Origin of the sequence: Georgenia wutianyii, from assembly GCF_006349365.1 — a bacterium.
Lineage (GTDB): Bacteria > Actinomycetota > Actinomycetes > Actinomycetales > Actinomycetaceae > Oceanitalea > Oceanitalea wutianyii.
This window is the reverse complement of the sequence record NZ_CP040899.1, coordinates 1,967,887-1,994,789: the sequence shown is the minus strand read 5'-3', so window position 1 is coordinate 1,994,789 and position 26,903 is coordinate 1,967,887. Positions and strand designations below refer to the sequence as shown.

23 protein-coding genes are annotated in these 26,903 nt (G+C 72.2%); 10 read left to right on the top strand and 13 right to left on the bottom strand.

Annotation, left to right across the window (positions count from 1 at the left end; translation table 11 throughout):
• Positions 1–53: 53 nt before the first annotated feature.
• Positions 54–707 (bottom strand): aa3-type cytochrome oxidase subunit III, encoded by a 654-nt coding sequence (ctaE, locus tag FE251_RS08885; protein ID WP_139071535.1) that lies wholly within the window; start codon positions 705–707, stop codon positions 54–56.
• Positions 708–984: 277 nt separating this feature from the next.
• On the opposite strand from ctaE, the gene FE251_RS08880 reads away from it, so the two are divergent.
• The 3 genes from FE251_RS08880 (at position 985) to FE251_RS08870 (ending at position 2,835) form a co-directional block, all read left to right on the top strand.
• On the top strand, positions 985–1,416 hold the full coding sequence (locus FE251_RS08880) for a response regulator transcription factor (protein WP_139071536.1): 432 nt from the start codon (positions 985–987) through the stop codon (positions 1,414–1,416).
• Positions 1,413–2,489 (top strand): anthranilate phosphoribosyltransferase, encoded by a 1,077-nt coding sequence (trpD, locus tag FE251_RS08875; RefSeq protein WP_139071537.1) that lies wholly within the window; start codon positions 1,413–1,415, stop codon positions 2,487–2,489. The genes FE251_RS08880 and trpD overlap by 4 nt, the downstream gene beginning before the upstream one ends.
• Before the next feature lie 64 nt (positions 2,490–2,553).
• Complete coding sequence (locus FE251_RS08870; RefSeq protein ID WP_139071538.1) at positions 2,554–2,835, top strand: Lrp/AsnC family transcriptional regulator; 282 nt, start codon at positions 2,554–2,556, stop codon at positions 2,833–2,835.
• Between the two features lie 279 nt (positions 2,836–3,114).
• Here FE251_RS08870 and FE251_RS08865 read toward each other — a convergent pair whose 3' ends face one another.
• Positions 3,115–4,884 (bottom strand): DEDD exonuclease domain-containing protein, encoded by a 1,770-nt coding sequence (locus FE251_RS08865; protein WP_330998287.1) that lies wholly within the window; start codon positions 4,882–4,884, stop codon positions 3,115–3,117.
• Positions 4,885–4,972: 88 nt separating this feature from the next.
• Here FE251_RS08865 and FE251_RS08860 point away from each other — a divergent pair, with 88 nt between their 5' ends.
• Positions 4,973–5,170: a hypothetical protein gene (locus FE251_RS08860; protein ID WP_139948524.1), complete on the top strand. Its 198-nt coding sequence runs from the start codon at positions 4,973–4,975 to the stop codon at positions 5,168–5,170.
• A gap of 40 nt (positions 5,171–5,210) precedes the next feature.
• Here FE251_RS08860 and FE251_RS08855 read toward each other — a convergent pair whose 3' ends face one another.
• Positions 5,211–7,040, bottom strand: a complete 1,830-nt coding sequence (locus FE251_RS08855) for an AMP-dependent synthetase/ligase (protein ID WP_139948523.1) — start codon at positions 7,038–7,040, stop codon at positions 5,211–5,213.
• 125 nt (positions 7,041–7,165) lie between these two features.
• On the opposite strand from FE251_RS08855, the gene FE251_RS08850 reads away from it, so the two are divergent.
• A complete protein-coding gene (locus FE251_RS08850) occupies positions 7,166–8,104 on the top strand; it encodes an ROK family glucokinase (RefSeq protein WP_139071542.1) in 939 nt (312 codons plus the stop codon).
• Positions 8,105–8,185: 81 nt separating this feature from the next.
• Here FE251_RS08850 and FE251_RS08845 read toward each other — a convergent pair whose 3' ends face one another.
• Positions 8,186–8,653: a DMT family transporter gene (locus tag FE251_RS08845; protein ID WP_139948522.1), complete on the bottom strand. Its 468-nt coding sequence runs from the start codon at positions 8,651–8,653 to the stop codon at positions 8,186–8,188.
• A gap of 70 nt (positions 8,654–8,723) precedes the next feature.
• Between FE251_RS08845 and FE251_RS08840 the strand changes: the two genes are divergently transcribed.
• From FE251_RS08840 to FE251_RS08825, 4 genes are all read left to right on the top strand, one after another.
• The gene (locus FE251_RS08840; RefSeq protein ID WP_223147511.1) at positions 8,724–9,587 is read left to right on the top strand and encodes a lysophospholipid acyltransferase family protein; all 864 of its coding nucleotides are present in this window, start codon (positions 8,724–8,726) and stop codon (positions 9,585–9,587) included.
• A 120-nt stretch (positions 9,588–9,707) separates the two neighbouring features.
• Positions 9,708–10,937 carry a pyrophosphate--fructose-6-phosphate 1-phosphotransferase gene (locus tag FE251_RS08835; RefSeq protein ID WP_139948520.1) on the top strand — a complete coding sequence of 410 codons (1,230 nt, stop codon included), beginning with the start codon at positions 9,708–9,710 and terminating at the stop codon, positions 10,935–10,937.
• 97 nt (positions 10,938–11,034) lie between these two features.
• Positions 11,035–12,387, top strand: a complete 1,353-nt coding sequence (locus FE251_RS08830; RefSeq protein ID WP_139071546.1) for a class II 3-deoxy-7-phosphoheptulonate synthase — start codon at positions 11,035–11,037, stop codon at positions 12,385–12,387.
• Between the two features lie 27 nt (positions 12,388–12,414).
• The gene (locus tag FE251_RS08825; protein ID WP_179954748.1) at positions 12,415–13,017 is read left to right on the top strand and encodes a molybdopterin-dependent oxidoreductase; all 603 of its coding nucleotides are present in this window, start codon (positions 12,415–12,417) and stop codon (positions 13,015–13,017) included.
• A gap of 115 nt (positions 13,018–13,132) precedes the next feature.
• On the opposite strand, the gene FE251_RS08820 is transcribed toward FE251_RS08825, so the two are convergent.
• From FE251_RS08820 to FE251_RS08785, 8 genes are all read right to left on the bottom strand, one after another.
• Positions 13,133–14,821 (bottom strand): FAD-binding oxidoreductase, encoded by a 1,689-nt coding sequence (locus tag FE251_RS08820; RefSeq protein ID WP_230976375.1) that lies wholly within the window; start codon positions 14,819–14,821, stop codon positions 13,133–13,135.
• A complete protein-coding gene (locus FE251_RS08815; RefSeq protein WP_139071548.1) occupies positions 14,818–15,570 on the bottom strand; it encodes a lysophospholipid acyltransferase family protein in 753 nt (250 codons plus the stop codon). Before FE251_RS08815 ends, FE251_RS08820 begins: the two co-directional genes overlap by 4 nt.
• On the bottom strand, positions 15,567–16,382 hold the full coding sequence (locus tag FE251_RS08810) for an SDR family NAD(P)-dependent oxidoreductase (RefSeq protein ID WP_139071549.1): 816 nt from the start codon (positions 16,380–16,382) through the stop codon (positions 15,567–15,569). The genes FE251_RS08815 and FE251_RS08810 overlap by 4 nt, the downstream gene beginning before the upstream one ends.
• A complete protein-coding gene (locus FE251_RS08805) occupies positions 16,379–18,646 on the bottom strand; it encodes an HAD-IB family hydrolase (protein WP_139948518.1) in 2,268 nt (755 codons plus the stop codon). Before FE251_RS08805 ends, FE251_RS08810 begins: the two co-directional genes overlap by 4 nt.
• 52 nt (positions 18,647–18,698) lie before the next feature.
• The gene (locus FE251_RS08800) at positions 18,699–19,460 is read right to left on the bottom strand and encodes an anaerobic ribonucleoside-triphosphate reductase activating protein (RefSeq protein WP_139071551.1); all 762 of its coding nucleotides are present in this window, start codon (positions 19,458–19,460) and stop codon (positions 18,699–18,701) included.
• The gene (locus FE251_RS08795; protein ID WP_139948517.1) at positions 19,457–21,316 is read right to left on the bottom strand and encodes a ribonucleoside triphosphate reductase; all 1,860 of its coding nucleotides are present in this window, start codon (positions 21,314–21,316) and stop codon (positions 19,457–19,459) included. Before FE251_RS08795 ends, FE251_RS08800 begins: the two co-directional genes overlap by 4 nt.
• Positions 21,317–21,472: 156 nt before the next feature.
• Positions 21,473–23,383, bottom strand: coding sequence for a Stk1 family PASTA domain-containing Ser/Thr kinase (pknB, locus tag FE251_RS08790; RefSeq protein ID WP_230976374.1), 1,911 nt, complete (start codon positions 23,381–23,383; stop codon positions 21,473–21,475).
• Positions 23,384–23,803: 420 nt separating this feature from the next.
• Positions 23,804–25,255 carry a lytic transglycosylase domain-containing protein gene (locus FE251_RS08785; protein WP_139948515.1) on the bottom strand — a complete coding sequence of 484 codons (1,452 nt, stop codon included), beginning with the start codon at positions 25,253–25,255 and terminating at the stop codon, positions 23,804–23,806.
• A gap of 154 nt (positions 25,256–25,409) precedes the next feature.
• On the opposite strand from FE251_RS08785, the gene FE251_RS08780 reads away from it, so the two are divergent.
• Positions 25,410–25,787: an Rv2175c family DNA-binding protein gene (locus FE251_RS08780; RefSeq protein ID WP_139071554.1), complete on the top strand. Its 378-nt coding sequence runs from the start codon at positions 25,410–25,412 to the stop codon at positions 25,785–25,787.
• Positions 25,788–25,817: 30 nt separating this feature from the next.
• Here FE251_RS08780 and FE251_RS08775 read toward each other — a convergent pair whose 3' ends face one another.
• Positions 25,818–26,900 carry a polyprenyl synthetase family protein gene (locus tag FE251_RS08775; protein WP_139948514.1) on the bottom strand — a complete coding sequence of 361 codons (1,083 nt, stop codon included), beginning with the start codon at positions 26,898–26,900 and terminating at the stop codon, positions 25,818–25,820.
• Positions 26,901–26,903: the final 3 nt, after the last annotated feature.

The window sequence follows — 26,903 nt, the reverse complement described above, 5'->3', positions numbered from 1 at the left end:
TGTTGTGTCCTTGTCTGACTTCGTGGATGGACGGGGCAGGATCGCGCACGACCTCAGTTGAAGAGCTCGAGGAAGTAGATGATGAAGAACATCGCGACCCAGACGACGTCGACGAAGTGCCAGTAGTACGACACGACGACGGCGCCGGTGGCCTCGAGGTGGCCGAAGCGGTTGGCGGCGAAGGACCGCCCGAGGATGAGGAGGAAGGCGACGAGGCCGCCGATGACGTGCAGGGCGTGGAAGCCGGTCATGATGTAGAAGACCGAGCCGTACGGGCTGGAGGACACGGTGAGGCCGTGGGAGACGAGCTCGGCGTACTCGAACATCTGGCCGGCGACGAAGAAGGCGCCCATGATGAAGGTGAGGATGAACCACTCCTCCATGCCCCACTTGCGCACGTCGAGCAGGGAGCCGGTGCGGCGCGGCTGGAAGCGCTCGGCGGCGAAGACACCCATCTGCGCCGTCACGGAGCTCGCGACGAGGACCGCGGTGATCGTCAGCGCCCACGGGATGTTCAGCAGGACGTAGTTCTCCTGCCAGATGTCCCCAGACACCGACCGGTGCGTGAAGTACATGGCGAAGAGCCCGGCGAAGAACATGAGCTCGCTGGACAGCCAGACGATGGTCCCGACCGACACGGCGTTGGGTCGGTTGACGTTCACGTGGGGGGCGCTCGGAGCAGCCGTAGTAGACGACACAGTCGCCATTATGGCCTGAAACTGGGGACGTTTGACCATTCCGCCACGCTGCGGTTCGCCTCGTCGCCCACCATGAGGCTAGGTCTTCCGCGGCATGCCGCGCCTGAGCCTTTGGTCCCAGGTCCCGCGGGTAGCGACACGCCGGGAACGGGTGTGTCCTATTCGTCCTGATCCTCCCTGGCGCCCCGCCCGGTGGGGCTGTCCGCGTCCGGCGCCCCGCGCGACTACGATGCGGGGAGGCCACCGTGTCCGTCGGTGTGCCCGAAACGATCTTGGAGGACCGACGATGACGCCCGCGCAGCCCGACGCAGCCGCGACCACCGCCACCGACGTCGTGGACGTGCTGCTCTACAGCGACGACGTCACCACGCGTGAGCAGGTGCGCCGGGCCGTCGGGCGCCGGGCGGCGGCGGACCTGCCGCTCATCCGCTGGACCGAGGTGGCCACGCACGAGGCTGCCGTCGCCCAGGCGATGGACGGGGGCTTCGCGCTCCTCGTGCTCGACGGCGAGGCTGCCAAGGCCGGCGGCGTCGCCGTGAGCCGCCAGCTGAAGAACGAGATGTACGAGTGCCCGCCGGTCCTCGTGCTCACCGCGCGCCCGCAGGACGCGTGGCTCGCCACCTGGGCGCAGGCGGACGCCGTCGTCCAGGCGCCCATCGACCCGTTCAAGATCCAGGAGGCTGTCGCCGGGCTGCTGCGCGCTGGCGGCCGGCGGTGACGCCCGAGGGCGGCGAGCCGGCCGGCCTCACCTGGGCCGACCTCATCACCTCCCTCGTCGGGGGCGAGCACCTCACCGCGGAGCAGACCGGCTGGGCGATGGACCAGGTGATGTCCGGGCTCGCCAGCCCGGTCCAGCTCGCCGGGTTCCTCGTGGCGCTGCGCGCGAAGGGGGAGACGGTCGCCGAGCTCACCGGCCTCGCCGACGTCATGCTCGCCCACTCGGTCCCGGTCGACCTGCCCGACGACGTCGTCGACATCGTCGGCACCGGCGGTGACCGCGCCCGCACGGTGAACATCTCGACGATGTCGTCCCTCGTCGTCGCCGGCACCGGGGTGCCTGTGGTCAAGCACGGGAACCGCGCGTCGAGCTCGGCGAGCGGCTCGGCCGACGTCCTCGAGCAGCTCGGGGTGCGCCTGGACATGACCGTGCCCCAGGTGGAGGCGACGTTCCGTGAGGTGGGCATCACCTTCTGCTTCGCCACCGCCTTCCACCCCTCGATGCGCCACGCCGCGATCGCGCGCCGGGAGCTCGCGGTGAGCACGGCCTTCAACGTCCTCGGGCCGCTGACCAACCCCGCGCGGCCACGGGCGGCCGCGATCGGGGTGGCCGACCGGCGCATCGCCCCGCTCGTCGCGGGCGTGCTCGCCGGCCGCGGGGTGCGGGCGCTCGTGTTCCGTGGCGAGGACGGTCTCGACGAGCTGACGACGACGGCGCCCAGCCGGATCTGGGAGGTCGCCGACGGCGAGGTCACCGAGCACCTCCTCGACACCCGAGAGGTCTTCGGGCTGGCGCCCGCGACCATCGAGGACCTGCGCGGCGCGGACGCCACCTTCAACGCCGGCGTCGCGCGCGACCTGCTCGACGGCGCGACCGGCCCCGTGCGTGACGCCGTCGTGCTCAACTCGGCGGCGGCGCTGGTCGCCTACGGCACCCTGCCGGGCACCGGCCCGGAGTCCGGCGACCTGGTCGACCGGCTGCGCGCCGGCATGGTCCTCGCGGAGGCGGCGATCGACGACGGCCGCGCCCGCGCCGCCCTCGACCGGTGGGTGGCGGCCGGCGCTCGGCGCTGAGCTGACCACCACGCCATGATTGAGCCGGCGGGACCCCGCCGGCACAGCGACGAAGGAGACCCCGATGCTCACCGCCATCGTCCTCATCGACACCGACGCGGACCGCGTTCCCGAGGTCGCCCAGGAGGTGGCCGAGCTCGACGGGATCAGTGAGGTCTACTCGGTGACCGGCGACGTCGACCTCATCGCGATCGCCCGGGTGGCGCGCCACGAGGACCTCGCCGACGTCGTCGCCGACCAGGTGGGCAAGGTGCGCGGCGTCAACAACACCCGGACCTACATCGCCTTCCAGTCCTACTCCCGCCACGACCTGGAAGCCGCCTTCTCCATCGGCCTCGGCGACTGACCCACGGCCCCACCCACCCCCCTCGCGACAGCCGACTTGTTCGCGACAGCGGAGTTCCGCGCGACAGCCGACTTCTGCACGAGAGCGGAGTTCCGCGCGAGAGCCGACTTGTTCGCGACAGCCGACTTCTGCGCGACAGCCGACTTGTTCGCGACAGCCGACTTCCGCGCGAGACCCGAGCGGTCGCGTGGGCGCCGCCACGCGGAGCAGCGCTCGGCGTGAGTCCTCACGCGGCGGGCCAGCCCTGGGTCCCCGCCGGTACGCCGTGACCTCGTCGGGTCAGGACGTCGGCGGGACCGGGTACTTCGCCGCGCCGTCGACGGGGTAGGCGAGCGGCTCGGCGGACTCGGCGAGCCGCACGAGACGCGTGTCCGGGTGGTCGATCCAGTCGGCGACGAGCTCGGTCTCCTCCGAGCTCGCGGCCCCCATCGCGGACGTGGGCGGGGGGACGTCCTCACCCGTGGCGACGAGCGCCTCGATGGCCGGCATGGGGTTGACCCCGCGGGGCACGGTCGAGGTTCCCGCGAGGCGTCCGTACCGGACGAGGACGATCTCCCACCCGCCGCTCGGTGCGCGCCGGGCTGCGACGAGCTCGGGGCAGCGCCACAGCGGGCGCAGCCGCTGGGCACGCCGGGCGGCTACGAGGAACGCCCGCAGCCGGTCGCGCTCGGCGGCGGCCTCCTCGTAGCGCTGCTGGGCGGCGAGGGTACCGATGCGGGAGCGCAGTGCCGTGACGACCGGCCCGGCGGCGGTGGTGAGCCCGCTGCGCACGTCGCCGACGATCCCGGCGTACGCCTCGACGCTCTGCCCGCCGGTGCACGGCGCGCCGCAGCGCCCCATCTCGGCGAGGGCGCAGGCGCGCGCGTCCACCCGGGCGAGGGCGGGGAGCCGTTGGGTGCACCGCCGCAGCGCGAAGGCCTCCTGCAGCGCCTCGAGGGCGGACTGCGCGGCGGCGCGCGAGTGGAACGGGCCCAGGGCGTCGCTGGTGCCCGCCGGCACCGAGCGGACGATGGACAGCCGGGGGAAGGGCTCGTCGGTGAGCCGGATCCAGGGGCGTCGGTCCGGGCGACGCGACCGGCGGTTGTACGGGGGGTCGAGCTCGGCGATGAGACGGAGCTCGCGCACGGAGGCCTCGAGGTCGGTGGCGCACGGGATCGTGCGCACCTCCTGGGTGAGGTCGAGCATCTCCCCGATGCGCTTGCGCTTCTCCGCAGCCGTGAAGTACGACCGCACCCGGCGGCGCAGGTTGACCGCCTTGCCGACGTACAGCACCTCCTTGCCCGGGCCGATGAACTGGTAGACGCCGGGGCTGCTGGGAAGGCCGTCGGCGAGCGTGGACTTGCGCCGCCGCCGGTGGGGGACGGGGTCCGCGATGGTCGCGAGGTCCTCGAGGTGGGTGGCGCCGAGCGGCGCGAGGCGCCCGAGCAGGCCGTGGAGGACGTCGACGGTGGCGCGCGCGTCGTGGAGCGCGCGGTGGTCGGGGCTGGTGGTCGCTCCGAAGAGCGCGGCGAGGGTGCCGAGCTTGTGGTTGGGTGCCTCGTCCTTCGTGACGACGGTCCGGGCGAGGGCGACCGTGTCGACGATCGTGGGGGAGGGCCAGGTGAGGTCGAGCCGGTTCGCCGCCGCCCGCAGGAACCCGACGTCGAACCGTGCGTTGTGGGCGACGAGCACGGTCGTGGGACCGAAGCCGGCGAACTCGAGGAACGAGGGCAGGACCTCCCCGATGCGCGGGGCGCCGACGAGCATCGCGTCGGTGATGCCGGTGAGCACGGTGATCATCGGGGGGACGGGGGACCCTGGGTCGACGAGGGTCTGGAACTCCCCGAGCACCTCGCCCCCGCGCACCTTGACTGCGCCGACCTCGGTGATCTCGCACTGGGTGGGCGACCCGCCGGTGGTCTCGAGGTCGACGACGACGAAGGTCACCTCGGACAGCGGGACGCCGAGCTCGTCGAAGCCGATCTGGAGCGGCGCGCCGGTTCCCGCGCGGGCGGGTCCGTCGAGCTCGAGGCGGCCGCCGGGGGCGGGAGCGAGGAGGTTCGCGGTCACGACGACGACGCTACGTCGGGCCACCGACATCGCTCCGGCGACGCACCGCCCGGCCGGCGATGTCGGTGGTCGGTCCTACCGTCTGGCCATGATCATCGACTGTGGCACCTGCACGATGAGGAACATCGCCTGCGACGACTGCGTGGTCTCCTTCCTCACCGACCCGGCCCGCGGGCCCCTCCCGGCCCCGCGAGACATCGGGGAGGAGGAACGCACCGCCCTCGCCGTCCTGGCCGACGGCGGCCTCGTGCCGCCGCTGCGCCTACGCCGGACCGGCGCGGGCTGAGCAGCCCGCGCCGGTCCGGCGTCCACGTCCCGAGCGGCGGCTAGGAGGCCGGCGTCTTCGCGGGAGCGGACTGCGCGTAGATCTCGTCGATGAGGTCGGCGTAGTCGTTCATGACCGCGTTGCGGCGGACCTTCATCGACGGGGTGAGGTAGCCGTTCTCGATCGTGAAGTCCTGGTCGAGGACGACGAACTTGCGGATGGACTCGGCGCGGGAGACCTTCTTGTTCGTCCGGTCGATCGCCATCTGGATGTGCTCGAGGACCATCGGGTCCTCCTTGGCCTCTGCCACCGTCATCGGCTCGCGGCCGTGCGTCTGCAGCCAGCTCGGCAGCATCTCGACGTCGAGGGTGACGAGCATGCTGACGAAGTGGCGACGGTCCCCGATGGCGAGGCACTGGGAGATGAGCGGGTGCGCTCGGGTGGGGTCCTCGAGCTGGCTCGGCGCGACGTTCTTGCCGGCCGCCGTCACGATGATCTCCTTCTTGCGCCCGGTGATCGTGAGGTAGCCGTCCTCGTCGAGGCTGCCGACGTCGCCGGTGTGGAACCAGCCGTCGGTGAAGGCCTCGGCCGTCGCCTCGGGGTTGTTGTGGTAGCCGCGGAAGACGGGGATGCCCTTGGCGAGGATCTCGCCGTCCTCGGCGATCTTGATCGCGGTGCCCGGCAGCGGCGGGCCGACCGTACCGATCTTCACCTTCGCGGGACGGTTGACGGCCACCGGGGCGGTCGTCTCGGTGAGGCCGTAGCCCTCGAGGACGACGAGGCCGAGACCGCGGTAGAAGTGCCCGAGCCGCTCACCGAGCGGCGCGCCGCCGGAGATCGCGTAGACGACCCGCCCGCCCATGACGGCGCGGATCTTCTTGAGCACGAGCGCGTCGGCGACCTTGTGCAGCGCCTTGAGCCGCAGGCCCGGGCCGCCCGGCTCGTCCAGCGCGCGGGAGTAGGCGATGTTCACCTTCGTCGCCCAGTGGAAGATCTTCACCTTGCCGCCGGCCGCGGCCTTCTGCTCCGCGGAGTTGTAGACCTTCTCGAACACGCGCGGCACCGAGAGGATGAACGTCGGGGTGAAGGTCCCCATGTCGGCGACGAGGTCCTTGGTGTCCGGCGTGTGGCCGAGGGTGACGCCGCCGGCGATGACGAGCACCTCGACGAAGCGTGCGAAGACGTGCGCGAGCGGCATGAACAGCAGGGTCCGCGCGTCGGGGTAGCTGAGGACCTCGCTGAGGTCCTCGATGGCGTTGCTGCACAGCTCGACGAAGTTCCCGTGGGTGAGCTCGGCGCCCTTGGGCCGCCCGGTCGTGCCCGAGGTGTAGATGAGGGTCGCGGTGTCCTCGAGGCCGACGGCGGCGTGGCGGGCGGCGAGGTCGGCGTCACTGACGCCGCGGCCGCGCTCCACCATCGCCTCGAGTGCGCCCTCCTCGATCGTCCACACGTCGCCCAGCTTCGGCAGGCCGCCGTTCTCCGCGCGGGCCTCGGCGACGATCGCGGCGTGCGCGGGCGTCTCGACGAAGGCGGCGACACAGCCGGAGTCCCCGAGGATCCAGGCGCTCTGGTCGGCGGAGGAGGTCTCGTACACGGGCACCGGAACCGCGCCGGCGTGCCAGATCGCGAAGTCGAGGATCGTCCACTCGAAGCGCGTGCGCGACATGATCGCGACACGGTCACCCTGTTCCACGCCCGCGGCCATGAGGCCCTTGGCGACGCTCTCGACGAGCGCGAGCACCTGGGTCGTGGTGTAGGGGCGCCAGGAGCCGTGCTCCTGCTTCTCGATCAGCACCTTGGACGGGGAGGACGTCACCTGGGCGATGAGGAGGTCGGAGATGCTCGTCGAAGGGGCGGAGGTCACGGCTAGGGGGACATGGAACTCGTCCATACTGACTCCAGTGGCAGCGGTCGGAGGGATGACTACCGGCCACACGATATGGCAGATTCGCACGGTTCGGAGTTCCTCCACACGGGGAGTCGTGCTCCGGGCCCGACCACGTAGGGGATGGATCGATGACCACGATCGGGATCGACATCGGCGGGACGAAGATCGCCGCGGGTGTCGTCGACGAGCACGGGCAGGTGCTCCAGAAGACGCGCAGGGCGACCGACGCCCTGGACCCTGAGGCGATCGAGAGCGCCGTCATCGCCGCGGTGGCCGAGCTGCGGGTGGACCACGACGTCACGGGCGTGGGCGTGGCGGCCGCCGGCTTCGTCAGCCCCAACCGCGACGGGATGGTCTTCGCGCCGAACATCGCGTGGCGTGACTACCCGCTGCGTGAGCGCCTGGCCCGGGGGATCGACGTCCCGATCGTCATCGAGAACGACGCCAACGCCGCCGGCTGGGCCGAGTTCCGCTTCGGCGCGGGCCGCTCGGCACGCTCCATGGTCATGCTCACCCTGGGAACCGGTCTGGGCGGGGCGATCATCATGGACAACCAGCTCGTGCGCGGGGCGTACGGCGCCGCGGCCGAGCTCGGCCACATGCGGGTCGTGCCGCACGGCCACTACTGCGGCTGCGGCCACGAGGGCTGCTGGGAGATGTACGCCTCCGGACGGGCGCTCACCCGCGCGGCCCGGATGGCGCTGGTCACCGACGAGGACCGCGCCGGGCGGCTGCGCGAGCTCGCCGCCGCGGACGGGACCCGCGTCAAGGGTCAGCACGTCACCCAGGCGGCGGCGGAGGGTGACCCGCTCTCGCGCGAGCTCGTCACCCAGCTCGGCCACTGGGTCGGTGCCGGCGCCGCGAACCTCGCGGCCGTCCTCGACCCCGAGCTCTTCGTCATCGGTGGGGGCGTCGCCGACACCGGCGACCTCGTCCTCGAGGCCGCCCGGGCCGCCTTCCGCGCCGAGCTGTCGGCGCGCGGCTACCGCCCCGAGGCGACGATCCTCCTCGCCGAGATGGGCGGCGACGCCGGCATCGTCGGCGCCGCGGACCTCGTCCGGTACTGACGCCCTCGCGGGCCGGGCGCCGACGTGCGCCCGGTCCGCGCCGGATGCCTCAGCCGTGCCCGCGAGACGGAGCGGTTCGGCTCAGACGACCGCGCCGTCGTCGTAGTCGTCGGCGTCCCGACGCGCGGGCATCCGCCACAGGAGCAGGCCGATGCCGGTCGCGAGCGCGCCCACGGCCACCAGCCAGACCATGCCCGGGGCGCCGCGCCAGGCGAGCACGCACACGACCATGAGCGCGAGCCCGCCGAGGAGGGCGACCCACCCGACGACGACGACCGGCTCGGCCCGGGAGAACGGGTCCGGGTCGGGCTGGACGAAACCGTCGACGACGTCACGCTCCGGGTCGTCGTCCTCCGTCTCGGGCTCCGTGCTGTAGTCACGCGGCCCCACGACGGGAGGTGCCGCCCGGGGAGCGGCCTCCGGCGCCGGTTCGGGGTCGTCCTCGGCAGGGGGCAGACGCAGCTCCCCGAGCCGCGAGGTGAGCTCGGCCCACCGTGCCTCGAAGTCGTCGGGAACGTCGCCTCCGGGCTCCCGGGTAGGACCAGCCATGAGGAGCACTCTAGAGTGCAAAGGAGCGCACGGCCGTCCCGATGCCGGCGCGAGAAGGAAAGGGGACCTCGTGTTCTACGGCCTCGTGAAGGCGACGCTCGGCACCACGCTGCGGGTCTTCTACCAGCCGTGGATCAGAGGCGCCGAGCACGTGCCCGACCATGGCGCCGCGATCCTCGCGAGCAATCACCTCGCCGTCATCGACTCCTTCTTCCTGCCGCTCATGCTGCGCAGGTCGGTCGTCTTCCTCGGCAAGCAGGACTACTTCACCGGCAGCGGCGTCAAGGGCAAGCTCGTCGCCGGGTTCATGCGCGGGGTCGGCACCATCCCGGTGGACCGCAGCGGCGGCAAGGCGAGCGAGGCGGCGCTCAACACCGGCCTGCGCAGGCTGCAGGAAGGGGAGCTGTTCGGCATCTACCCCGAGGGCACCCGCAGCCCCGACGGGCGGCTCTACCGCGGCAAGACCGGTGTGGCACGTCTCGCACTGCAGTCCGGGGCGCCGGTGATCCCGGTGGCGATGATCGGCACGAACATCGCCCAGCCCATCGGCACCCGCATCCCGCGACTGCGCCCGATCGGCGTCGTCATCGGTGAGCCGCTCGACTTCAGCCGCTACGCAGGGCTCGAGGACGACCGGTTCGTCCTGCGCTCGGTGACCGACGAGATCATGTACGAGATCATGCGGCTCTCCGGCCAGGAGTACGTCGACCAGTACGCGGCGACGGTCAAGGCCAAGGCCAAGGCTGCGGCCGGGCGGCCGAGCGGCGGCCCGGCGGCACCGGGCGGGCGGCGGGTCCCCGCGACCGGGGTCCCCGAGCCCACCGAGCAGGAGCTCGTGCACGGCAAGGAGCTGCTCGAGGCCGCGGCGCAGGAGGCGGACGAGGGCGAGGACCACGGCCCCATCGGCGACCAGCCGCCGTCGTCCGCCGGGTAGACGGTCCGCCGGGTAGACGGTCCCGGCCGCCTCGCCCCCACGCAACTACACTGGACGGAGCGCGCGAGCACCCGCTCGCCGGCCGCCCGAGCGGCCGCCCTCGACCCGAAAGGTTCCGCGATGTCCGTTCGCCGTGTCGCCCTGCTCACCGCGGGAGGCTTCGCCCCCTGCCTGTCCTCCGCCGTCGGAGGCCTGATCGAGCGCTACACCGAGGTGGCGCCGGACGTGGAGATCATCGCCTACGAGTACGGCTACCACGGCCTGCTCACCGGCACGAAGATCGTCATCGACGAGGAGGCGCGCGCCCACGCGCACGTCCTGCACAAGTTCGGTGGCAGCCCCATCGGCAACAGCCGCGTCAAGCTCACCAACGTGAAGAACCTCGTCGACCGCGGGCTCGTCAAGGAGGGTGACGACCCGCTCAAGGTCGCCGCCGAGCAGCTGCGCGCCGACGGCGTCGACGTCCTGCACACCATCGGTGGCGACGACACCAACACCACCGCCGCGGACCTCGCCGCCTACCTCGAGGACAACGGCTACCACATGGCGGTGGTCGGCCTGCCGAAGACGATCGACAACGACATCATCCCGATCCGCCAGTCCCTCGGCGCCTACACCGCCGCCGAGCAGGCCAGCCGCTTCGCGCAGAACATCATCGGCGAGCACCGCTCCAACCCGCGCATGCTCATCGTCCACGAGGTCATGGGCCGCCACTGCGGCTGGCTCACCGCCGCCGCGGCGCGTGAGTACCACCAGTGGGTCGCCGAGCAGCCCGAGTGGAACCCGACCGCCGGCCTGGTCAAGGAGCGGTGGGACGTCCACGCCGTCTTCGTGCCCGAGATGAAGCTCGACCTCGAGGGTGAGGCCGCCCGCCTGCGCGGCGTCATGGACGAGCTCGGCAACGTCAACATCTTCCTGTCCGAGGGTGCGGGCGTGCCCGAGATCGTCGCCGAGCTCGAGGCGAAGGGCGAGGAGGTCCAGCGCGACCCGTTCGGCCACGTCAAGCTCGACACCATCAACCCCGGCCAGTGGTTCGCCAAGCAGTTCGCCGAGCTCATCGGCGCCGAGAAGGTCATGGTCCAGAAGTCCGGCTACTTCTCCCGCTCGGCCCCGGCCAACGAGCGCGACCTCGAGCTCATCCGCACGATGGTGCACAAGGCCGTCGACAGCGCCCTCGCGGACGTCTCCGGCGTCATCGGCCACGACGAGGAGAACAACGACGAGCTGACGACGATCCCGTTCCCGCGGATCGCCGGCGGCAAGGCGTTCGACATCACCCAGCCGTGGTTCACCGAGCTCATGGGCAGCATCGGGCAGTCGGTCGAGGCCGCTCCCGCCGCCGAGCACTGAGCCGCTCGACCCCGGCTGTCCACGCCGCCGGTCCCACCGTTCCCACGGTGCGGACCGGCGGCGTTCCACTTTCCGGACCTCACGTATCCTTGCCCGCGTGACTATCGAGGCTGATCCCGCGGTCCTTCGTGGGTTGGACAACTGGCGCGACCTTCCGGCTTCCCAGCAGCCGGAGTGGCGCAGCGCCGAGGAGCTGCGCGCGGTCACCGAGGAGCTGGCGACCTATCCGCCGCTCGTCTTCGCCGGCGAGGCGGACAAGCTCCGCGAGGAGCTGGCCAAGGCCTCGCGCGGTGAGGCGTTCCTCCTCCAGGGTGGCGACTGCGCCGAGACCTTCGCGGAGTCGACGGCGGACAACATCCGCAACAAGATCCGCACCATCCTGCAGATGGCGGTCGTCCTCACCTACGGCGCCAGCCTCCCGATCATCAAGATGGGCCGCATGGCCGGGCAGTACGCCAAGCCGCGCAGCAACACGATGGAGGAGCGCGACGGCGTCGAGCTGCCCGCCTACCGGGGCGACGCCGTCAACGGCCACGCCTTCACGCCGGAGTCGCGGGTGCCCGACCCCAACCGGCTGCTCAGCTCCTACCACCGCTCGGCGACGACGCTCAACCTCATCCGGGCGTTCACCTGGGGTGGCTTCGCCGACCTGCGCCGCGTCCACGAGTGGAACCGCGGCTTCACCTCCAACCCGGCCTACAAGCGCTACGAGGCGCTGGCCGCCGAGATCGACCGGGCGGTGCGCTTCATGGCGGCTGCCGGCGCCGACTTCGACGCGCTGAAGACCGTCGACTTCTACTCCAGCCACGAGGCGCTGCTGCTCGACTACGAGCGGGCGATGACGCGCATCGACTCGCGCACCGGCCTGCCGTACAACACCTCGGCGCACTTCCTGTGGATCGGGGAGCGCACGCGCGAGATCGACGGCGCGCACGTGGACCTCCTCTCCCGGGTGCGCAACCCGATCGGCGTCAAGCTCGGCCCGACGACGACGCCGGAGACCGCCCTCGCGCTGCAGGAGCGGCTCAACCCCGACGGCGAGCCCGGCCGGCTCACGTTCATCACCCGCATGGGCGCCGGTCGCATCCGCGAGGTGCTGCCGGACCTGCTGTCCGCCGTCGCCCGCGAGGGCAGCCCGGTGACGTGGGTGTGCGACCCGATGCACGGCAACACCTTCGCCTCGCCGAGCGGGTACAAGACCCGCCGCTTCGACGTCGTCCTGGACGAGGTCCGCGGCTTCTTCGAGTCCCACGAGCAGGCCGGCACCGTGCCCGGCGGGCTCCACGTCGAGCTCACCGGTGACGACGTCACCGAGATTCTCGGCGGTGGCGAGGACATCGACGAGGGCGCGCTCAGCCGTCGTTACGAGACGCTCGTCGACCCTCGGCTCAACCACCAGCAGTCGCTCGAGATGGCGTTCGCCGTCGCGGAGATGCTGCGGGGCTCCTGAGGGACACCGGACGGGGGGGGGGGCATGATGAGCACCGCAGGGGCGATCGACGTGCCGCCGGAGCGCAGCCTGCCTCCGGGGCAGCACCTCCTGGCGCAGGCGCCGGTCATGCACTACGGGCCGGTGCCCCGTCCGCGGCCCGACCGGTGGGACCTCACGGTCGGGGGGATGACCCGCGAGAACCGCGAGCACCGCTTCTCGCTCGAGGAGGTGCTCGGGCTCCCGCAGCTCGAGGTCGTCGCCGACCTCCACTGCTCCTCGCGGTGGAGCACGCTCGACGAGAGCTGGTCGGGTGTCTCGGCCCGTGCCCTCGTCGAGGCCGCGCCGCCCGCCGACGGCGTGGACGAGGTCCTCGTCTTCGCGGAGTTCGGCTACAGCGCGAGCATCCGGCTCGAGGACCTCATGTCGGCGCGGGCCGTGCTCGCCACCCACCACGCCGGCGAGCCGCTGACCCAGGAGCGCGGTGCGCCGCTGCGGCTGATCCTGCCCCACCTGTACTCGTGGAAGGGCCCGAAGTGGGTCCGCGGGTGGAACTACACCCTCGAGCCCGAGCGCGGCTTCTGGGAGTCGCGCGGCTACCACCTGCGCGGTGACGCCTGGCGCGAGGAGCGCTACGGCTACCAGGAGTAGCCCGCGCACGCAGCGGCGTCCCGCGTGCGACCCACCCCTTCCGCCGAGCGCTGGATCGTGCACGTCGCGTGCAGGATCCAGCGCTCGGGGATGAAGGGGTGGGTCGGGGGCTAGCTCACCACTCGCGGTGGGCGGGCAGGATCGTGCCGGGGTTGAGGTTGCGGCCCGGGTCGGTGCCCTGGAAGAGCGCGACCTGGAGGTCGACGCCCGCGGGGGAGATGTCCTCCTCCAGCCAGTGCGCGTGGTCGGTGCCCACCCCGTGGTGGTGGGAGATCGTCCCGCCGTGGTCGACGAACGACTGCTGGATCGCCTTCTTCACCGTCCAGTACTGGCGCAGCTGCTCGTCCATGTCAGAGCTGCTCGCGACGAGGGCGAACGTGAAGTACAGGCACGCACCCGCGTGGTAGCTGTGCGACAGGTGGCACATGATGTACCCGCGGACGCCGAGGGAGTCGAACGCGTCCCGGGCGGCGCGGGTCGTGTGGTGGTAGACCTCCATGATCCGCGACCACGGCATGGCGGTCTCGGAGACGTCGGCGAGGGCGCCGATGTCGAGCAGGAAGTCACGGATGTAGGGCGTGTCGAACTTCTTCTGGTCGTACAGCGCGCCGGGGCCCTTGCCGAGCTTGATCCCACCGTGCTCGCGCACGATCCTGCCGACGACGGCCTTGTCCGCCTTCACCCGGGCAGCGCCGCCCTCGTAGCCGACGTAGCTGAGGCAGACCTTGTCCATGTCCCAGCCGCGCTTCTCGAGGAAGCCGAACAGCCCGTCCTGGACGATCTTCTTGGTGCCGGTCGAGGCCTTCTGGGTGGAGAAGGAGAAGGCGGTCTCGTTGCCGTCGGAGACGCGGGTGACCGAGGGCTGGGCGTCGGACACGGAGATCGCGTGCATCGCCTGGATGGCACTGCCCCAGTTCGGGAAGAGGTAGGCGATGATCTCGCGGTTCTCCGGCAGACGGTGGACCTGGACCCACGCCTCGGTGATGACCCCGAGACGACCCTCGGAGCCGATGATCATCTCGCGCACGCTCGGCCCGGAGGAGGTGCTGGGCAGCGGACGCAGGACCACGACCTTGCCGGGCAGGACCACGCGCAGGCCGCGCGTGATGTCGGCGATGTCCCCGTACTTGTCGGACTGCATGCCCGAGGAGCGAGTGGCGATCCAGCCGCCGAGCGTCGAGTGCTTGAAGGAGTCGGGCTGGTGGCCCATCGTCCAGCCGCGCGCGTTGAGCTGCTCCTCGAGGTCCGGTCCGAGGCCGCCGGCCTCGATCCGGGCCAGGCCGGCGTCCTCGTCGACCTCGAGCACGCGGTTGAGGCGGCCGAGGTCGAGGGAGACGATCGGCCGGGTCTCGTCCGCTGACGGGGTGAGCGAGCCGGTGATGTTCGACCCGCCGCCGAAGGGGATGAGCACGGCGTCCGCGGCGACGACGGCGTCGACGACGGCGCGCACCTCGTCCTCGCTGCCCGGGTAGACGACGACGTCGGGCACGCGCGGGAGGTGGCCCGCGCGGATCTTCACGAGGTCGACCAGGCCCTTGCCGTACGTGTGGACGACGCGGTCGAAGTCCTCGGTGACGACGTGGTCCTCGCCGAGCGCACCGCGCAGCTCACCGGCGAGCTCCTCGGGCAGCCGCGGCGCGGGGACGGTGAGGTCCTCGAAGCTCGGGGGCGGGGTGCCGGGCGCGGACAGGTCGATGCCGATCCTGTCGAGGACGAAGGGCGCCATCTTCGGCTTGTTGCTGTGGTCGAACGCGACTCCCTCGACTCCCCAGCCCCACCACTTCTGGTGCGTCACACCCGTCACGAAGCCTCCTCCTGGGACCGGCGACCGTGGCCGTCCCGTCTCGCATCGCCGACGACGTACGGCGTCTGCATGGTCTGCATGGTGCTGATCCGCTGGGCGAGCCGGTCGCTGAACTCGCGCACCGACTCCCCGGCCTGCGGGCGCATCGGGCGCCCGACGAGGATGCGCACGCGCGGGCGGCCCGGCACCGGCCAGAAACGGCCGACGGGCATCGCCTCGTGCGTGCCGATGAGCGCGACCGGCAGGCACGGGACCCCGGTGCTCGTGCTCAGGGCAGCCGCGCCCGGCTTGAACCGGCGCATGACGCCGTCGCGGGAGCGGGTGCCCTCGGGGAACAGGAGGATCGGCAGGCCGCTCTTGAGCAGCCGCTGGGACATGCCCTTCGCCTTGCCGGTGCCCCCGGTGCGTTCGATCGGGTAGGTGTTGAAGAAGAGCGAGGTCATCGCCTTGACCCACCAGCGCGCGTAGAAGTAGTCCGCCGCCGCGCCCACGGTGAGGCGCTTGGTCAGTCGGTAGGGCAGCTGGGAGATGAGGACGCCGGTGTCCAGGTGGCTGCAGTGGTTGGCGACGAGGATGAACGGACCCTTGAGGCCGTCGACGTTGTCGGTGCCCTCGACGGTCGTCGTCGTCACCGCCGAGACGACGGGGCGCAGGAGCATGCGCTGCGCGACGAACCGCAGGCCGCGGTGCCAGCGGGCGTGGTAGCGGCGCAGGCGCGGGGGGTGTTCGGCTGTGGCGTCCTCGCTCACGAGCGTCCTCCTCTGATCACTGCGGTGGCCCGCCGGATGAGCGGGCGCGGGGCGTGGCGCGCGAGGAAGGCGATCGCGCGGAAGCGTCGGGAGGGGATGGTCTTGACCTTGCCGCGCTCGACGTCGGCGAGGGCGTCGGCGACGACCCGGTCGGCCTCGAGCCACAGGGCGTCGGGGATGGCACTCGTGCGGATCCGGGCCCGCTCATGGAACTCGGTGCGCACCCAGCCCGGCAGGAGCGCCGTCGCCTGGACGCCGGTCCCGGCGAGCTCGAGCGACAGGGACTCCGAGTAGGTCTCCACCCACGACTTGATCGCCGAGTAGGCCCCCATGGGGACGAGCCCGGCGACCGAGGCGACGTTGATGATGGCGCCGTGCCCGCGGGCGACCATCGCCCGCCCGGCCGCGCCGCCGAGGACCATGACCGAGCGGACCATGACCTCCAGGGAGCGGTCGAGCTCGGTGAGGTCGGCGGAGAGCAACGGGGTGTGGACGCCGTGGCCGGCGTTGTTGACGAGGACGTCGACGGGGGAGTCGGCGTCCTCGAGCCGCGCGGCGACGGCGTCGACGTCGTCGCGCGCGGAGAGGTCGGCCGCCAGCGTCTCCACCTCGACACCGTAGCGCCAGCGCAGCTGCTCGGCCGTCTTCTCGAGCCGCTGCTCGTCACGTGCGACGAGGACGACCGCGAGGCCGCGAGCGGCCAGCGCCCGGGCGAACTCGAGCCCGAGGCCGGAGGTGCCCCCGGTGACGAGCGCGCGGCCGCGCAGGACCGAGGGCTCGGGAGCTGACAGGGACCGGCGGGTGGTGCTCATCGGCGCACCGCCTCCTTCAGACTACGCAGGACGGGTGTCACCCGGCCCTCGACGGTCGTCGTCCACGAGTGCACGGGCCAGCGCTGAGCGCGAGCGTACCGGTAGAGCTGCGCGTCGGGGTTGACGACGCTCGGGTTGCCGACGACCTCGAGCCACGGCCGGTCGGCGTAGCTGTCGCCGTAGGCGTAGGACCCGGTGAGGTCGATGCCCTCGTCGCGCGCGTAGCGGGTCAGCCAGGTCGCGCGCGACTCCCCGACGAGCGGGGAGGTGGCGAGGTGGCCGGTCCAGCGGCCGTCGTCGTCCTTCTCCATCTTCCCGGCGACGACGACGTCGAAGAGCGAGGCGAGCGGCTCGACGAAGACGTCGATCTCGCCGGTGACGAGGACCGTGCGGTGCCCGGCGGCGCGGTGGCGTCGGATCTGGGCGACGGCCTCGTGCAGGACGTCCCGGCGCAGCGACTCCTGGACGCGGTCGGCGATCGCCGCGCGCAGCTCCGCCTCGTGCGTGCCGGCGTAGCGACGCATGAACGTGCGGATGAAGTCGCCGCGGTCGCGCTGCTCGGCCTGGAGGTAGCGCGGCCCGAGGGCCACGAGGTTGCCCAGCGCCCGCGGCCAGCGCGAGGGCGGGCGGGTGGCGAGCTCGACCCACAGGTACTGCTCGACGAGCGTCGCGGCGATGACCGTGCGCTGCAGGTCGAAGACGGCGACGACGTCGCTGCGCTGGGGCAGCTCGGCGTCCGTGGGGGCCTTCTCCTTGGGGCGGTCCCCGCGGGTGAGCCCGGGCACGCCGGGGATGTGGATCTCCTGGAGGTAGGTCTTCCAGTCGATCTCGGTGGTGTCGAAGCCGTGCTCCAGGCGCCGCTCGGCGGGCAGGGAGTCGTGCAGCGCGCGGGTACGCGCGTCGTCGAAGATGACCTCGATCTCGGTGTACGGCTGGTAGAGCGAGGTGAACTTGCGCAGCGTCGTGAGGTCGCGACGCGCCTTGTAGAGCGTGGACATCCACTTGCGGGTGGCCGGCCGGGCGGGCATCTGCGCGAGCGCGCGGTCGGCGACGTCGACGACGCGCTCCCGGCGGCGCAGCGCGCGCTCGACCGCGCCGCGGTGGGGGAAGGACCACGCGGGCACGGACACGTGCGAGCCGCTGGAGTCGCGCATCGGGTTGGCGGAGAAGTACTCGCGCACGTACTCGTAGAGCTTGCCGAAGCGCAGCGGGTTCGTGATGCCCGAGGAGACCTGGTAGTAGGCGGCCTCGCCGGCTGCGGGCGGGACGGCGGCGGCCGCGAGGATCGCGTTGACGACGAAGTCGACGGGGATGACGTCGAGCACGGTGTCGGCCAGCGCCGGGAACTCCGGCAGCAGGCCGCGCCCGTAGGCGGCGATGAGCGGGTCGGCGACCTTGAAGCCGTCGATCCAGCCGGGGAAGGGGTGGCGCAGCGAGGACTCGATGATCGTCGGGCGGACGACCGAGAGGCGGTGGCCGTTGCTCTGCCACAGCTCCTCGGCGACGCGCTCGCCCATGGCCTTGGTGAAGGTGTAGACGTCGGGCCAGCCGAGGGACAGTGCCCGGGTGCGGGCGTGGGAGACGAGCTCGTCGCGCACCCACGCCTCGCGGGCTGCCTCGGCGGCGGCTGCCACGGCGCGCGGACCGGCGCGGCGGTGGTCGACCTCCGCCTGGCGGAGCAGCTCCTGGAGCACCTCGGGGCGGCGTGAGGCGCGCTCGGCCTCCTCCCGCGCGGCGAGCGCGGACCGCAGCTCGGCGCGGTGGTCGACGTCGTGACCGAGGCTGCGCTCCTCGGCCACGCCCTTGCGCAGCCCGGCGACGTAGCTCGTCGAGACGTGGACGACGTGCGGGTCGGTCCCGGTGGCGAGCAGTCGCTCGTAGAGGTTGACCGGGCCGGCGACGTTCGCGGTGAAGGCCTCGTCGATCGGCAGGTCGAAGGAGACGCTCGAGGCCGAGTGGACGACGACGTCGAGGTCCGTGGGCAGCTCGGGGACGTCCTCGAGGTCGCCGGGGATGACGGTGACCCGCTCGGTGAACGCGGCGAGGGCGTTCTCCTCGCCGACCGACTCGCGCCAGCCACGGAAGACGGGCTTGCGCAGCAGCTTCTCCGCCCTGCGCTGGGCGGTGAGGTCCCCGCGGGGTCGGACGAGGATGCTGATCCGCGTCGTGGGGTAGGCGGACAGGAGCTTCTCGACGACGGCCTGTCCGACGAAGCCGGTGGCGCCCGTGACGAGGACGTGCGCGTGCTCCAACGGTGAGTGCATTTGCCGAACTCTAGCGGCCGGCCGCCCTCGACCAGAACATCCCGCGCCGTGCTCAGGCCTCCCGCAGGGTGTAGTCGGGCAGGCCGAGCGCGCGGATCTGCGCGTCGAGCCGGGCGACCTCCTCGCGCCAGGCGGCGCGGTCGGCGGCGTCGTGGGAGGCGGTGAACTCCGCGCGGGTCCCCGTGGTGCGGGCGACCTGGAGGGCGAAGGACTGCGCCCCCGCGTCGCGCACCCGCCGGGCGATCTCGACGGCGTGGCGCGCCGCGGGGGAGCCGGGGGCGATCGTCGTTCGCACCTCGTGGGCGACGCCCGAGGCGACGAGGACGTCGAGGCAGTCCCAGGCGAGGTGGGAGGCGCCGGGCCGGCCCACGACGTCGTCGTAGTCCTCGGGCAGCGCCTTGACGTCCAGGCCGACCCAGTCGACGTCCTCGAGCACGGCCGCGAGCCGGCGGGGGTAGGGGCCGGCCGTGTGGAGCCCGACGGCGAAGCCGAGCTCGCGCACGGCGCGCACGGCGGGCAGGAGCGCGGCCTGCCGCGTCGCCTCACCGCCGGAGAAGACGACGCCGTCGAGCAGGCGCCGACGCCGGTGGAGGAAGGCGAGGACGTCGTCCCACGCGAGCTGCCCGGGGGTACGTGGCGGGATGAGGCCCGGGTTGTGGCAGTAGGAGCAGTCCCAGGGACAGCCCTGGCAGAACACCGTCGCGACGAGCCGCCCTGGCCAGTCGACCGTGGACAGCGGGGTCATCCCCGCCACCTGGAGGTCGGTGGCCGAGACGGTGGCCCTGGCCGGGGCGGCCGCCGCGACGGACGTCATGCCGGCTGCCCGGCGAGGCGCTCGGCGGTGGGGGAGGACGCGGCGGCGCTCTCGGTGAACATCTCCCGCTCGGCGTACTCGCCCTTCTTGCCGATGTTGAACGAGCTCACCGGCCGGAAGTAGCCCATGACCCGGGTCCACACCTCGCACGCGACCTCCTCGGAGCGCTCCTCGGCGCACTGCGGGCAGGTGAAGTGCTCACCGGAGAGGTAGCCGTGGTTCGGGCAGATGGAGAAGGTCGGGGTGATCGTCACGTAGGGCAGGCGGAAGTTCTCCAGCGCGCGCCGCACGAGCTGCTTGCACGCCTCGGGGGAGGAGACTCGCTCGTTCATGTACAGGTGGAGCACCGTGCCGCCGGTGTACTTCGACTGCAGCTCCTCCTGGCGCTCCAGGGCCTCGAACGGGTCGTCGGTGAAGCCGACGGGGAGCTGGGAGGAGTTCGTGTAGTACGGGTTGGTGTCGGTGCCCGCCTGGATGATGCCGGGGAACCGCTTGCGGTCCTCCTTGGCGAAGCGGTACGTCGTGCCCTCGGCGGGGGTGGCCTCGAGGTTGTACAGGTGGCCGGTGGCCTCCTGGTACTCCACCATCCGGTCGCGGACGTGGTCGAGGATGCGGGCGCACAGGGCGTGGCCGCGGGGGTCGGTGATGTCGTACTCCCCGAGGCTGAAGTTGCGCACCATCTCGTTCATCCCGTTGACGCCGATGGTCGAGAAGTGGTTGTCCAGGGTGCCGAGGTAGCGCTTGGTGAAGGGGAACAGGCCGCCGTCGATGTGCTCCTGGATGACGACCCGCTTGAGCTCCAGGGTGTCCCGGGCGATGTCCATGAGCTCGTCCAGCCGGCGCACGAGGCCGTCCTCGTCGAGCGCGTGGAGGTAGCCGAGGCGGGCCATGTTGACCGTGACGACGCCCAGGGAGCCGGTCTGCTCCGCGGAGCCGAACAGGCCGTTGCCGCGCTTGAGGAGCTCGCGCAGGTCGAGCTGCAGGCGGCAGCACATCGAGCGGATCATGCCCGGGTCGAGGTCGGAGTTGACGAAGTTCTGGAAGTAGGGGAGCCCGTACTTCGCCGTCATCGCGAAGAGGCGCTCGGTGTTCTCCGCCTCCCAGTCGAAGTCCTTGGTGATGTTGTACGTGGGGATGGGGAAGGTGAAGACGCGTCCGTTGGCGTCGCCCTCCGTCATCACCTCCATGTACGCGCGGTTGACCATGTCCATCTCCGCCTGGAGGTCCCCGTAGGCGAAGTCGCACGGCTCGCCGCCGATGAGCGGCACCTGCTCGCGCAGGTCCTCCGGGCAGGTCCAGTCGAAGGTGAGGTTGGTGAACGGGGTCTGCGTACCCCAGCGGGAGGGGACGTTGAGGTTGTAGATGAGCTCCTGCATGCACTGCTTGACCTCGCGGTAGGACATCTCGTCCAGGCGCACGAAGGGGGCCATGTAGGTGTCGAAGGAGCTGAACGCCTGGGCGCCGGCCCACTCGTTCTGCAGGGTGCCGAGGAAGTTGACGATCTGCCCGACGGCGGAGGAGAAGTGCTTGGCGGGGCCGGCGCTGATCGCCCCGGGCACCCCGTTGAAGCCCTCCTCGAGCAGCCGGCGCAGCGACCAGCCGGCGCAGTAGCCGGCGAACATGTCGAGGTCGTGGATGTGGATGTCGCCCTCGCGGTGGGCGGTGCCCGCCTCCGGTGCGTACACGGTGCTCAGCCAGTAGTTGGCCACGACCTTGCCGGTCGTGTTGAGCATCATGCCGCCCAGCGAGTAGCCCTGGTTCGCGTTGGCGTTGACCCGCCAGTCGCTTCGGTCGAGGTACTCCTCGATGGTGGTGACGGGGTCGACGGAAACTCGCGGTGTGCGGGCCTCTGACATGGGTCCTCCCTGGTCCGGTAAGTGGTGCGCACCGACGACGCTAGGGCTGGCAGAGACCTCGAAACACAATCAGTAGGGGCGTGTCGCGGCTCCGACCACAACATGTAGTGGTCAAATGGGACGGGCCGGGACCAACGTCCCGGTCCGCGACAGGGGTCAGACGACGGTGAGGGTGACGGTCGACCCGGGCACGGCCAGCTCGCCGGCGGCGGGGGACATGCTGCGGACCGTGCCGAAGATGCCGCCGAGCACCCGCTCCACCTCGACGACGAAACCGGCCCGCTCGAGCTCCGCGGTGGCCGCGCCGAGCTGGCGCCCCACGAGGTCGGGCAGCGCGACCGGCTGCGGACCGAGGGACACGGTGATGGTGACGTCGTCGCCGCGGTAGAGCTGGACGCCGTCGCCCGGGGACGGGGTCTGGGAGATGACGCGGCCCGCGGGGACGCTCGCGTCGTAGGCCTCCTCGACGACGGCACCGAGGCCGGCGTTGTCGAGGTCGGCGACCGCGGTGTCGGAGTCGGCGCCGACGACGGAGACGAGCTCGACGGGCTCCCGCCCGGCCGACACGACGAGGTCGACCGGCTGGTTGTACGGGATGACCTCCTCGGGCGCCGGGTTCGCGGCCATCACCTGCCCGGCCGGCACCTCGTCGTTCCACGGCGTCTCGACCTGGCCGAGGGTGAGCTGCGCGTCGGCGAGCGCCTGCTCGGCCTGTGCCTGCTCCAGTCCGACGACGGCCGGCACGGGGACCATGAGGATGCCCTCCGAGACCCGCAGGAGGACGGTGCCGTCCTTGTGGACCTGGTCCCCGGGAGCGGGTTCGGCCGCGAACACCTCGCTCTGCGGGGCCGTGTCGTGGTTCTCGCGCTCGACCTCCAGGGCGATGCCCGCCTCGGTGAGCACGCCGACCGCCTCGTCCTCACTGAGGCCGACGACCTCGGGCACGGTGACGTAGGCGCCCGGGCCCGCGGTGAACCACCACCACGACCCGCCGCCGGCGACGCCGAGGACGAGCAGGAGCATGAGGAAGGCGAAGCCGCGACGCCGGCGCCGTCTGCGGGCCGGACCACCCGGGTGCGCCTCGGGCTCGGCGACCTCCGGGGGGATCGCGCCGATGGGGAGGGCGACGGTGCCCGCGGCGAGCGCGGTGACGTCGGTGGAGGAGGAGTCGGCGGGCTCGCCGTCCTCCTCCGTGGCCGGGGGGACGTCGGCGCGGCGGGCGAGGGTGGCCTCGTCGAGCACGTCGCGGGTGCGGCGCAGGAGGGTGAGGGCGGCGTCGGCGTCGGCCGGGCGGTCGGCGGCGTCGCGGGCGGTGAGCGCGGCGACGAGCTCGTCGACCTCGGCGGGCAGCCACGGCACCCGGGTCGAGGGCAGCGGGACGCCGTCGTTGACGTGCTGGAACGCGACGCGGATGGGCTGGTCGGCGACGAACGGCTGGGAGCCGGTGACGAGCTCGAACAGGACGACGCCGAGGGCGTAGACGTCGGCCCGCGCGTCGGCGGTGCCGGACGTGACGATCTCCGGGGCGAGGTAGGCGACCGTCCCGAGGACGGTGCCCGTCGAGGCGGCCGTCACCTCGGTGACGGCGCGGGCGAGGCCGAAGTCGGTGACCTTGGTGCGCCCGTCGGCCTCGAGGAGGATGTTCTCGGGCTTGACGTCGCGGTGGACGACCCCGGCGCGGTGCGCGCAGGCGAGGGCGTCGAGGACACCGTCGGCGACCTCGAGGGCGCGCCCGAGCGGCAGGGCGCCGTGGCGGCGGAGCTCGGCGCGCAGGTTGTGCCCCTCGACGAGCTCCATCGCGAGGTAGGTCGCGTCGTCGGCGTGGCCCTGGTCGTAGATCGCGACGATGCCCGGGTGGTTGAGCCGGGCGGCGGAACGTGCCTCGCGGCGGAAGCGCGCGACGAAGTCGGCGCTGTCCGCGAGGTGCGGGTGCATGACCTTGAGCGCGACGGTCCGGTCCAGACGCCGGTCCAGCGCCCGGTAGACGGTGGCCATGCCGCCGCGCGCGACGCGCGCGTGCACCTCGTAGCGGCCGTCGACGAGACGGCCGATCAGGGGGTCGCTCACGGTGCCTTGCACGGACGTGAGTCTATGGTCGCGCGGCGGCCGAGCCGCACAGGTCCGCCGGTGCGCCGCCTGCGAGGCCCCTCACTGCTCACGCGAGACCCCTCTGGACGGGAGCCGCTGTGCCGACACGCAACCCCGCTCTCGCGACCAGGTCCGCCGACGCGCAGAACCCCGCTGTCACGCAGAACTCCGCTGTCACGCAGAACTCCGCTGTCACGCAGAACTCCGCTGTCACGCAGAACTCCGCTGTCACGCAGAACTCCGCCGTCACGCAGAACTCCGCTGTCGGCGTGAAGGGGACGGGCACCTCACGCCGAGAGCCGACTTTTGCGCGAGAGCCGACTTTTGCGCGAGAGCCGACTTCTGCGCGAGAGCCGACTTCTGCGCGAGAGCGGAGTTCTGGCTGACAGCCGGGTGGGCTCAGAACTGGCGCATGAGGGTGCGGATGCCGGCGACGTAGTTCCGGGTGTCCGGGTACATGCCGTTGCGCTTCACCCCGGCGAGGCCCTGGTAGTAGCCCGCGACCGCCTGGTCGAGGTTGTCGGCCGCCCGCACGAGCTGGCGCAGGATCGCGACGCCCGCGGTGACGTTGTCCTGCGGGTCGAGGAGGTTGAGGCGGCGGCCCACGAGGGTCGAGGCCCACTCGCCCGAGCTCGGGATGACCTGCATGACGCCGACGGCGTTGGCGGGGGAGACCGCACGGGCGTCGAAGCCGGACTCCTGCTGGGCGATGGCGAGGGCGAGGGCGGGGTCGACGCCCATGCGCACGGCCGTCTCACGCACCATGGCGCGCATCTGGTCCCGGGAGGGGACCGACATCGACAGGAGCGTCGCCTTGTTCGTGTTCGCGGCGGAGACGACGTTGCTCGCGTAGGTGCGTCCGAGGAAGGTGTCCCCGACGAGCTGCTGGCTCGATCCGCCACCGGAGGCGGAGGCGCCCGGGATGGTGAGCCGCTGGCCGATCTGGATGAGGCCGGCGTTGCCGAGCCGGTTGGCCGAGATGATCGCCGCGACGGTGGTGCCGTAGCGCTGGGCGATGCCCGAGACGGTCTCCCCGGAGCGCACGACGTGGGTGCCCGCCGCGCTGCTCGCCGGCGTGCTGCTCACCGGGTTGCTCACCTGGGTGGTGGTCGGGGCGGGAGCCGCGGGCGCCGCCCCGCTGCCCGAGACCGTGAGCCGCTGGCCGACGTAGATGAGTCCGGCGTTGCTCAGGCCGTTGGCCGAGACGATGCGGGACACGGTGGTGCCGTAGCGCTTGGCCAGGCCCGAGACGGTGTCGCCCGCCTGGACGACGTGCGTGTGAGCCGTCGTCGTGCTCGCGGGGGCCGCGGGGGCCGGGGTCGCGGGCACGACGGCGGCGCCCGGGACCGTGAGCCGCTGGCCGATGATGATGAGGGCCCGGTGGTCCAGACGGTTCGCCGAGACGATCGCCTCGACGGTCGTGCCGTAGCGCTTGGCGAGGCCGGAGACGGTGTCGCCCGCCGCGACGGTGTGCGTCGTTGCTGCAGAGGCGGGGGTGCGCGTCGGGGCCGCGGCCTGGGCGCCGGAGGGCAGTCGCAGGATCTGGCCGATCTTGATGAGGGCGTCGGAGCGCAGGTTGTTCGCCGCGACGATCGCCGAGACGGTCGTGCCGGTCCGCAGCGCGATGGCGCCCACGGTGTCACCCGGCCGCACCTGGTAGGTGGCGGCGACGCGCTGGGGTGCCGTCGGGACCGTGGCGAGGGCCGTGGCCCCGACGGTCTGGGTCGGGTGCGAGAGCCCTGCGGCCCCCGCCGGGACCGTCATCGCCGCGATCGTGGTCGCCGCGAGCGCGAGGCTGACGCCGGTGCGACCGACGGAGCGGGGCGCTCGGGTGCGGGTGTGAGCCTTCATCGATGTCCTCCGCGCACGGCCCGGCGGCGTGTCGCCCCCGGAAACCATAGTGACTGGTGTTAATGCTGTGACTGGTGTGACACTAGCGCTCATTCGTCGCATGCGTAAAGTGCGGGGTTCGTGGGCACCCAGGAGGGGTCAGTAGGCTGCCGGGATGACGATCGACGACTCCACAGGCATGCGTTGGTACTCCCTGCCCGAGGTGGCTGAGCTCCTCGACGTCCGGCTGCGCGACGTCAGGTCGCTGCTTCGCGACCACACCCTCGCGGGATCCCGGCGTGGGCGGGAGGACGGTCCGTTCCTCGTCCCGGCCGCCTTCATCCTCACCGCGGACGACGGCGCGGCCCAGCCCGGTCCGGTGCCGTCCCTGCGCGGCACGCTCATGCAGCTGCTGGACACCGGGTTCGGTCCCGAGGAGGCGGTCGACTGGCTGCTCACCGAGCAGCCCGAGCTCGGCACGACGCCGATCGAGGCGCTGCGGAGCAAGCGGATCCACGAGGTCCGGCGCGTCGCCCAGACCCGCGCGGTCTAGCGGCGCCCGGCCCCGCCGGGGACCGCCGGGTCAGGCGGACCGGGCGGTGAGCGAGTGGGCCAGCCCGGTGAGGAGCTCCTCGGTGGCGGTCGGCAGCCTGAGGTCCGCGAGGGCCGACAGGCCCTTCTCGAGGTGCTCGTCGATGAGCTCCTGGTGCTCCTCGACGGCCCCGGTGCGCTCGAGGATGTCGCGCAGGTCGGCGACGTCCGCGGTGGTCAGGTCCGCGCGGCCCACGTCGGCCTGGAGGCGGGCGCGCTGCGCGGCGTCGGCGTTGCGCAGGGCGAGGGCGAGGAGCACGGTGCGCTTGCCCTCGCGCAGGTCGTCACCGGCCGGCTTGCCCGTGACCTCGGGCTCCCCGAAGACGCCCAGGACGTCGTCGCGCAGCTGGAAGGCGATCCCGAGCGGCAGGCCGGCGCGGCGCAGCCGCTCGACGTCGTCGTCGTCCGCCCCGGCGAGCGCGGCCCCCAGCGTGAGCGGGTGCTCGACGCTGTAGCGGGCCGACTTGTGCTTGACGACGGTGAGGGCGCGCTCGACGTCGCTCGTCTCGCTCCAGGGCAGCACCTGGGAGCGGACGTCGAGGTACTGCCCGACGGCGACCTCGGTGGTCATGAGGTCCCAGATGGCCCGGGCCCGATCGGTGGCCGGGGCCACGACGTCGCGACGCGCGTGGTCCATCTCGACCGAGGAGACGGAGAGCAGGAGGTCCCCGAGGAGGATCGCGCCCGCCGCGCCGTGCCGTTCCGGGTCGCCCAGCCAGCCCTGGTCGGCGTGCTCGGCGGCCATGCGGCGGTGCACGGCGGGGAGCCCGCGGCGTGTGTGCGAGCCGTCCATGAGGTCGTCATGGGCCAGGGCGGCGCCCTGGAAGAGCTCGAGTGCGCTCCCGGCGAGCACCGGGGCCGAGCCCGCCTCGACCGGGGCGGGGGAGTAGGCGCCCCATCCGGCGGCGCAGAACGCCGCCCGCAGCCGCTTGCCGCCACCGAGCAGCGCCTCGGCGGCCGAGAGGAGCTCCTCGATGCCCTCCAGGCCGTGGAAGGGGACCGTGTGCTCGCGCAGGGCGGTCCGGACCCGGTCGGTGACGAGAGCGGCGAGGCCGGAGGTAGGTGCTGCTGCCATGAC

What these genes read in the sequence shown, in the direction of transcription:
- ctaE (WP_139071535.1), bottom strand. Translation starts at nt 707, where the DNA reads ATGGCGACTGTGTCGTCTACTACGGCTGCTCCGAGCGCCCCCCACGTG.
- FE251_RS08880 (WP_139071536.1), top strand. Translation starts at nt 985, where the DNA reads ATGACGCCCGCGCAGCCCGACGCAGCCGCGACCACCGCCACCGACGTC.
- FE251_RS08870 (WP_139071538.1), top strand. Translation starts at nt 2,554, where the DNA reads ATGCTCACCGCCATCGTCCTCATCGACACCGACGCGGACCGCGTTCCC.
- FE251_RS08860 (WP_139948524.1), top strand. Translation starts at nt 4,973, where the DNA reads ATGATCATCGACTGTGGCACCTGCACGATGAGGAACATCGCCTGCGAC.
- FE251_RS08855 (WP_139948523.1), bottom strand. Translation starts at nt 7,040, where the DNA reads ATGGACGAGTTCCATGTCCCCCTAGCCGTGACCTCCGCCCCTTCGACG.
- FE251_RS08850 (WP_139071542.1), top strand. Translation starts at nt 7,166, where the DNA reads ATGACCACGATCGGGATCGACATCGGCGGGACGAAGATCGCCGCGGGT.
- FE251_RS08845 (WP_139948522.1), bottom strand. Translation starts at nt 8,653, where the DNA reads ATGGCTGGTCCTACCCGGGAGCCCGGAGGCGACGTTCCCGACGACTTC.
- FE251_RS08835 (WP_139948520.1), top strand. Translation starts at nt 9,708, where the DNA reads ATGTCCGTTCGCCGTGTCGCCCTGCTCACCGCGGGAGGCTTCGCCCCC.
- FE251_RS08825 (WP_179954748.1), top strand. Translation starts at nt 12,415, where the DNA reads ATGAGCACCGCAGGGGCGATCGACGTGCCGCCGGAGCGCAGCCTGCCT.
- FE251_RS08810 (WP_139071549.1), bottom strand. Translation starts at nt 16,382, where the DNA reads ATGAGCACCACCCGCCGGTCCCTGTCAGCTCCCGAGCCCTCGGTCCTG.
- FE251_RS08805 (WP_139948518.1), bottom strand. Translation starts at nt 18,646, where the DNA reads ATGCACTCACCGTTGGAGCACGCGCACGTCCTCGTCACGGGCGCCACC.
- FE251_RS08800 (WP_139071551.1), bottom strand. Translation starts at nt 19,460, where the DNA reads ATGACGTCCGTCGCGGCGGCCGCCCCGGCCAGGGCCACCGTCTCGGCC.
- FE251_RS08795 (WP_139948517.1), bottom strand. Translation starts at nt 21,316, where the DNA reads ATGTCAGAGGCCCGCACACCGCGAGTTTCCGTCGACCCCGTCACCACC.
- FE251_RS08785 (WP_139948515.1), bottom strand. Translation starts at nt 25,255, where the DNA reads ATGAAGGCTCACACCCGCACCCGAGCGCCCCGCTCCGTCGGTCGCACC.
- FE251_RS08780 (WP_139071554.1), top strand. Translation starts at nt 25,410, where the DNA reads ATGACGATCGACGACTCCACAGGCATGCGTTGGTACTCCCTGCCCGAG.
- FE251_RS08775 (WP_139948514.1), bottom strand. Translation starts at nt 26,900, where the DNA reads ATGGCAGCAGCACCTACCTCCGGCCTCGCCGCTCTCGTCACCGACCGG.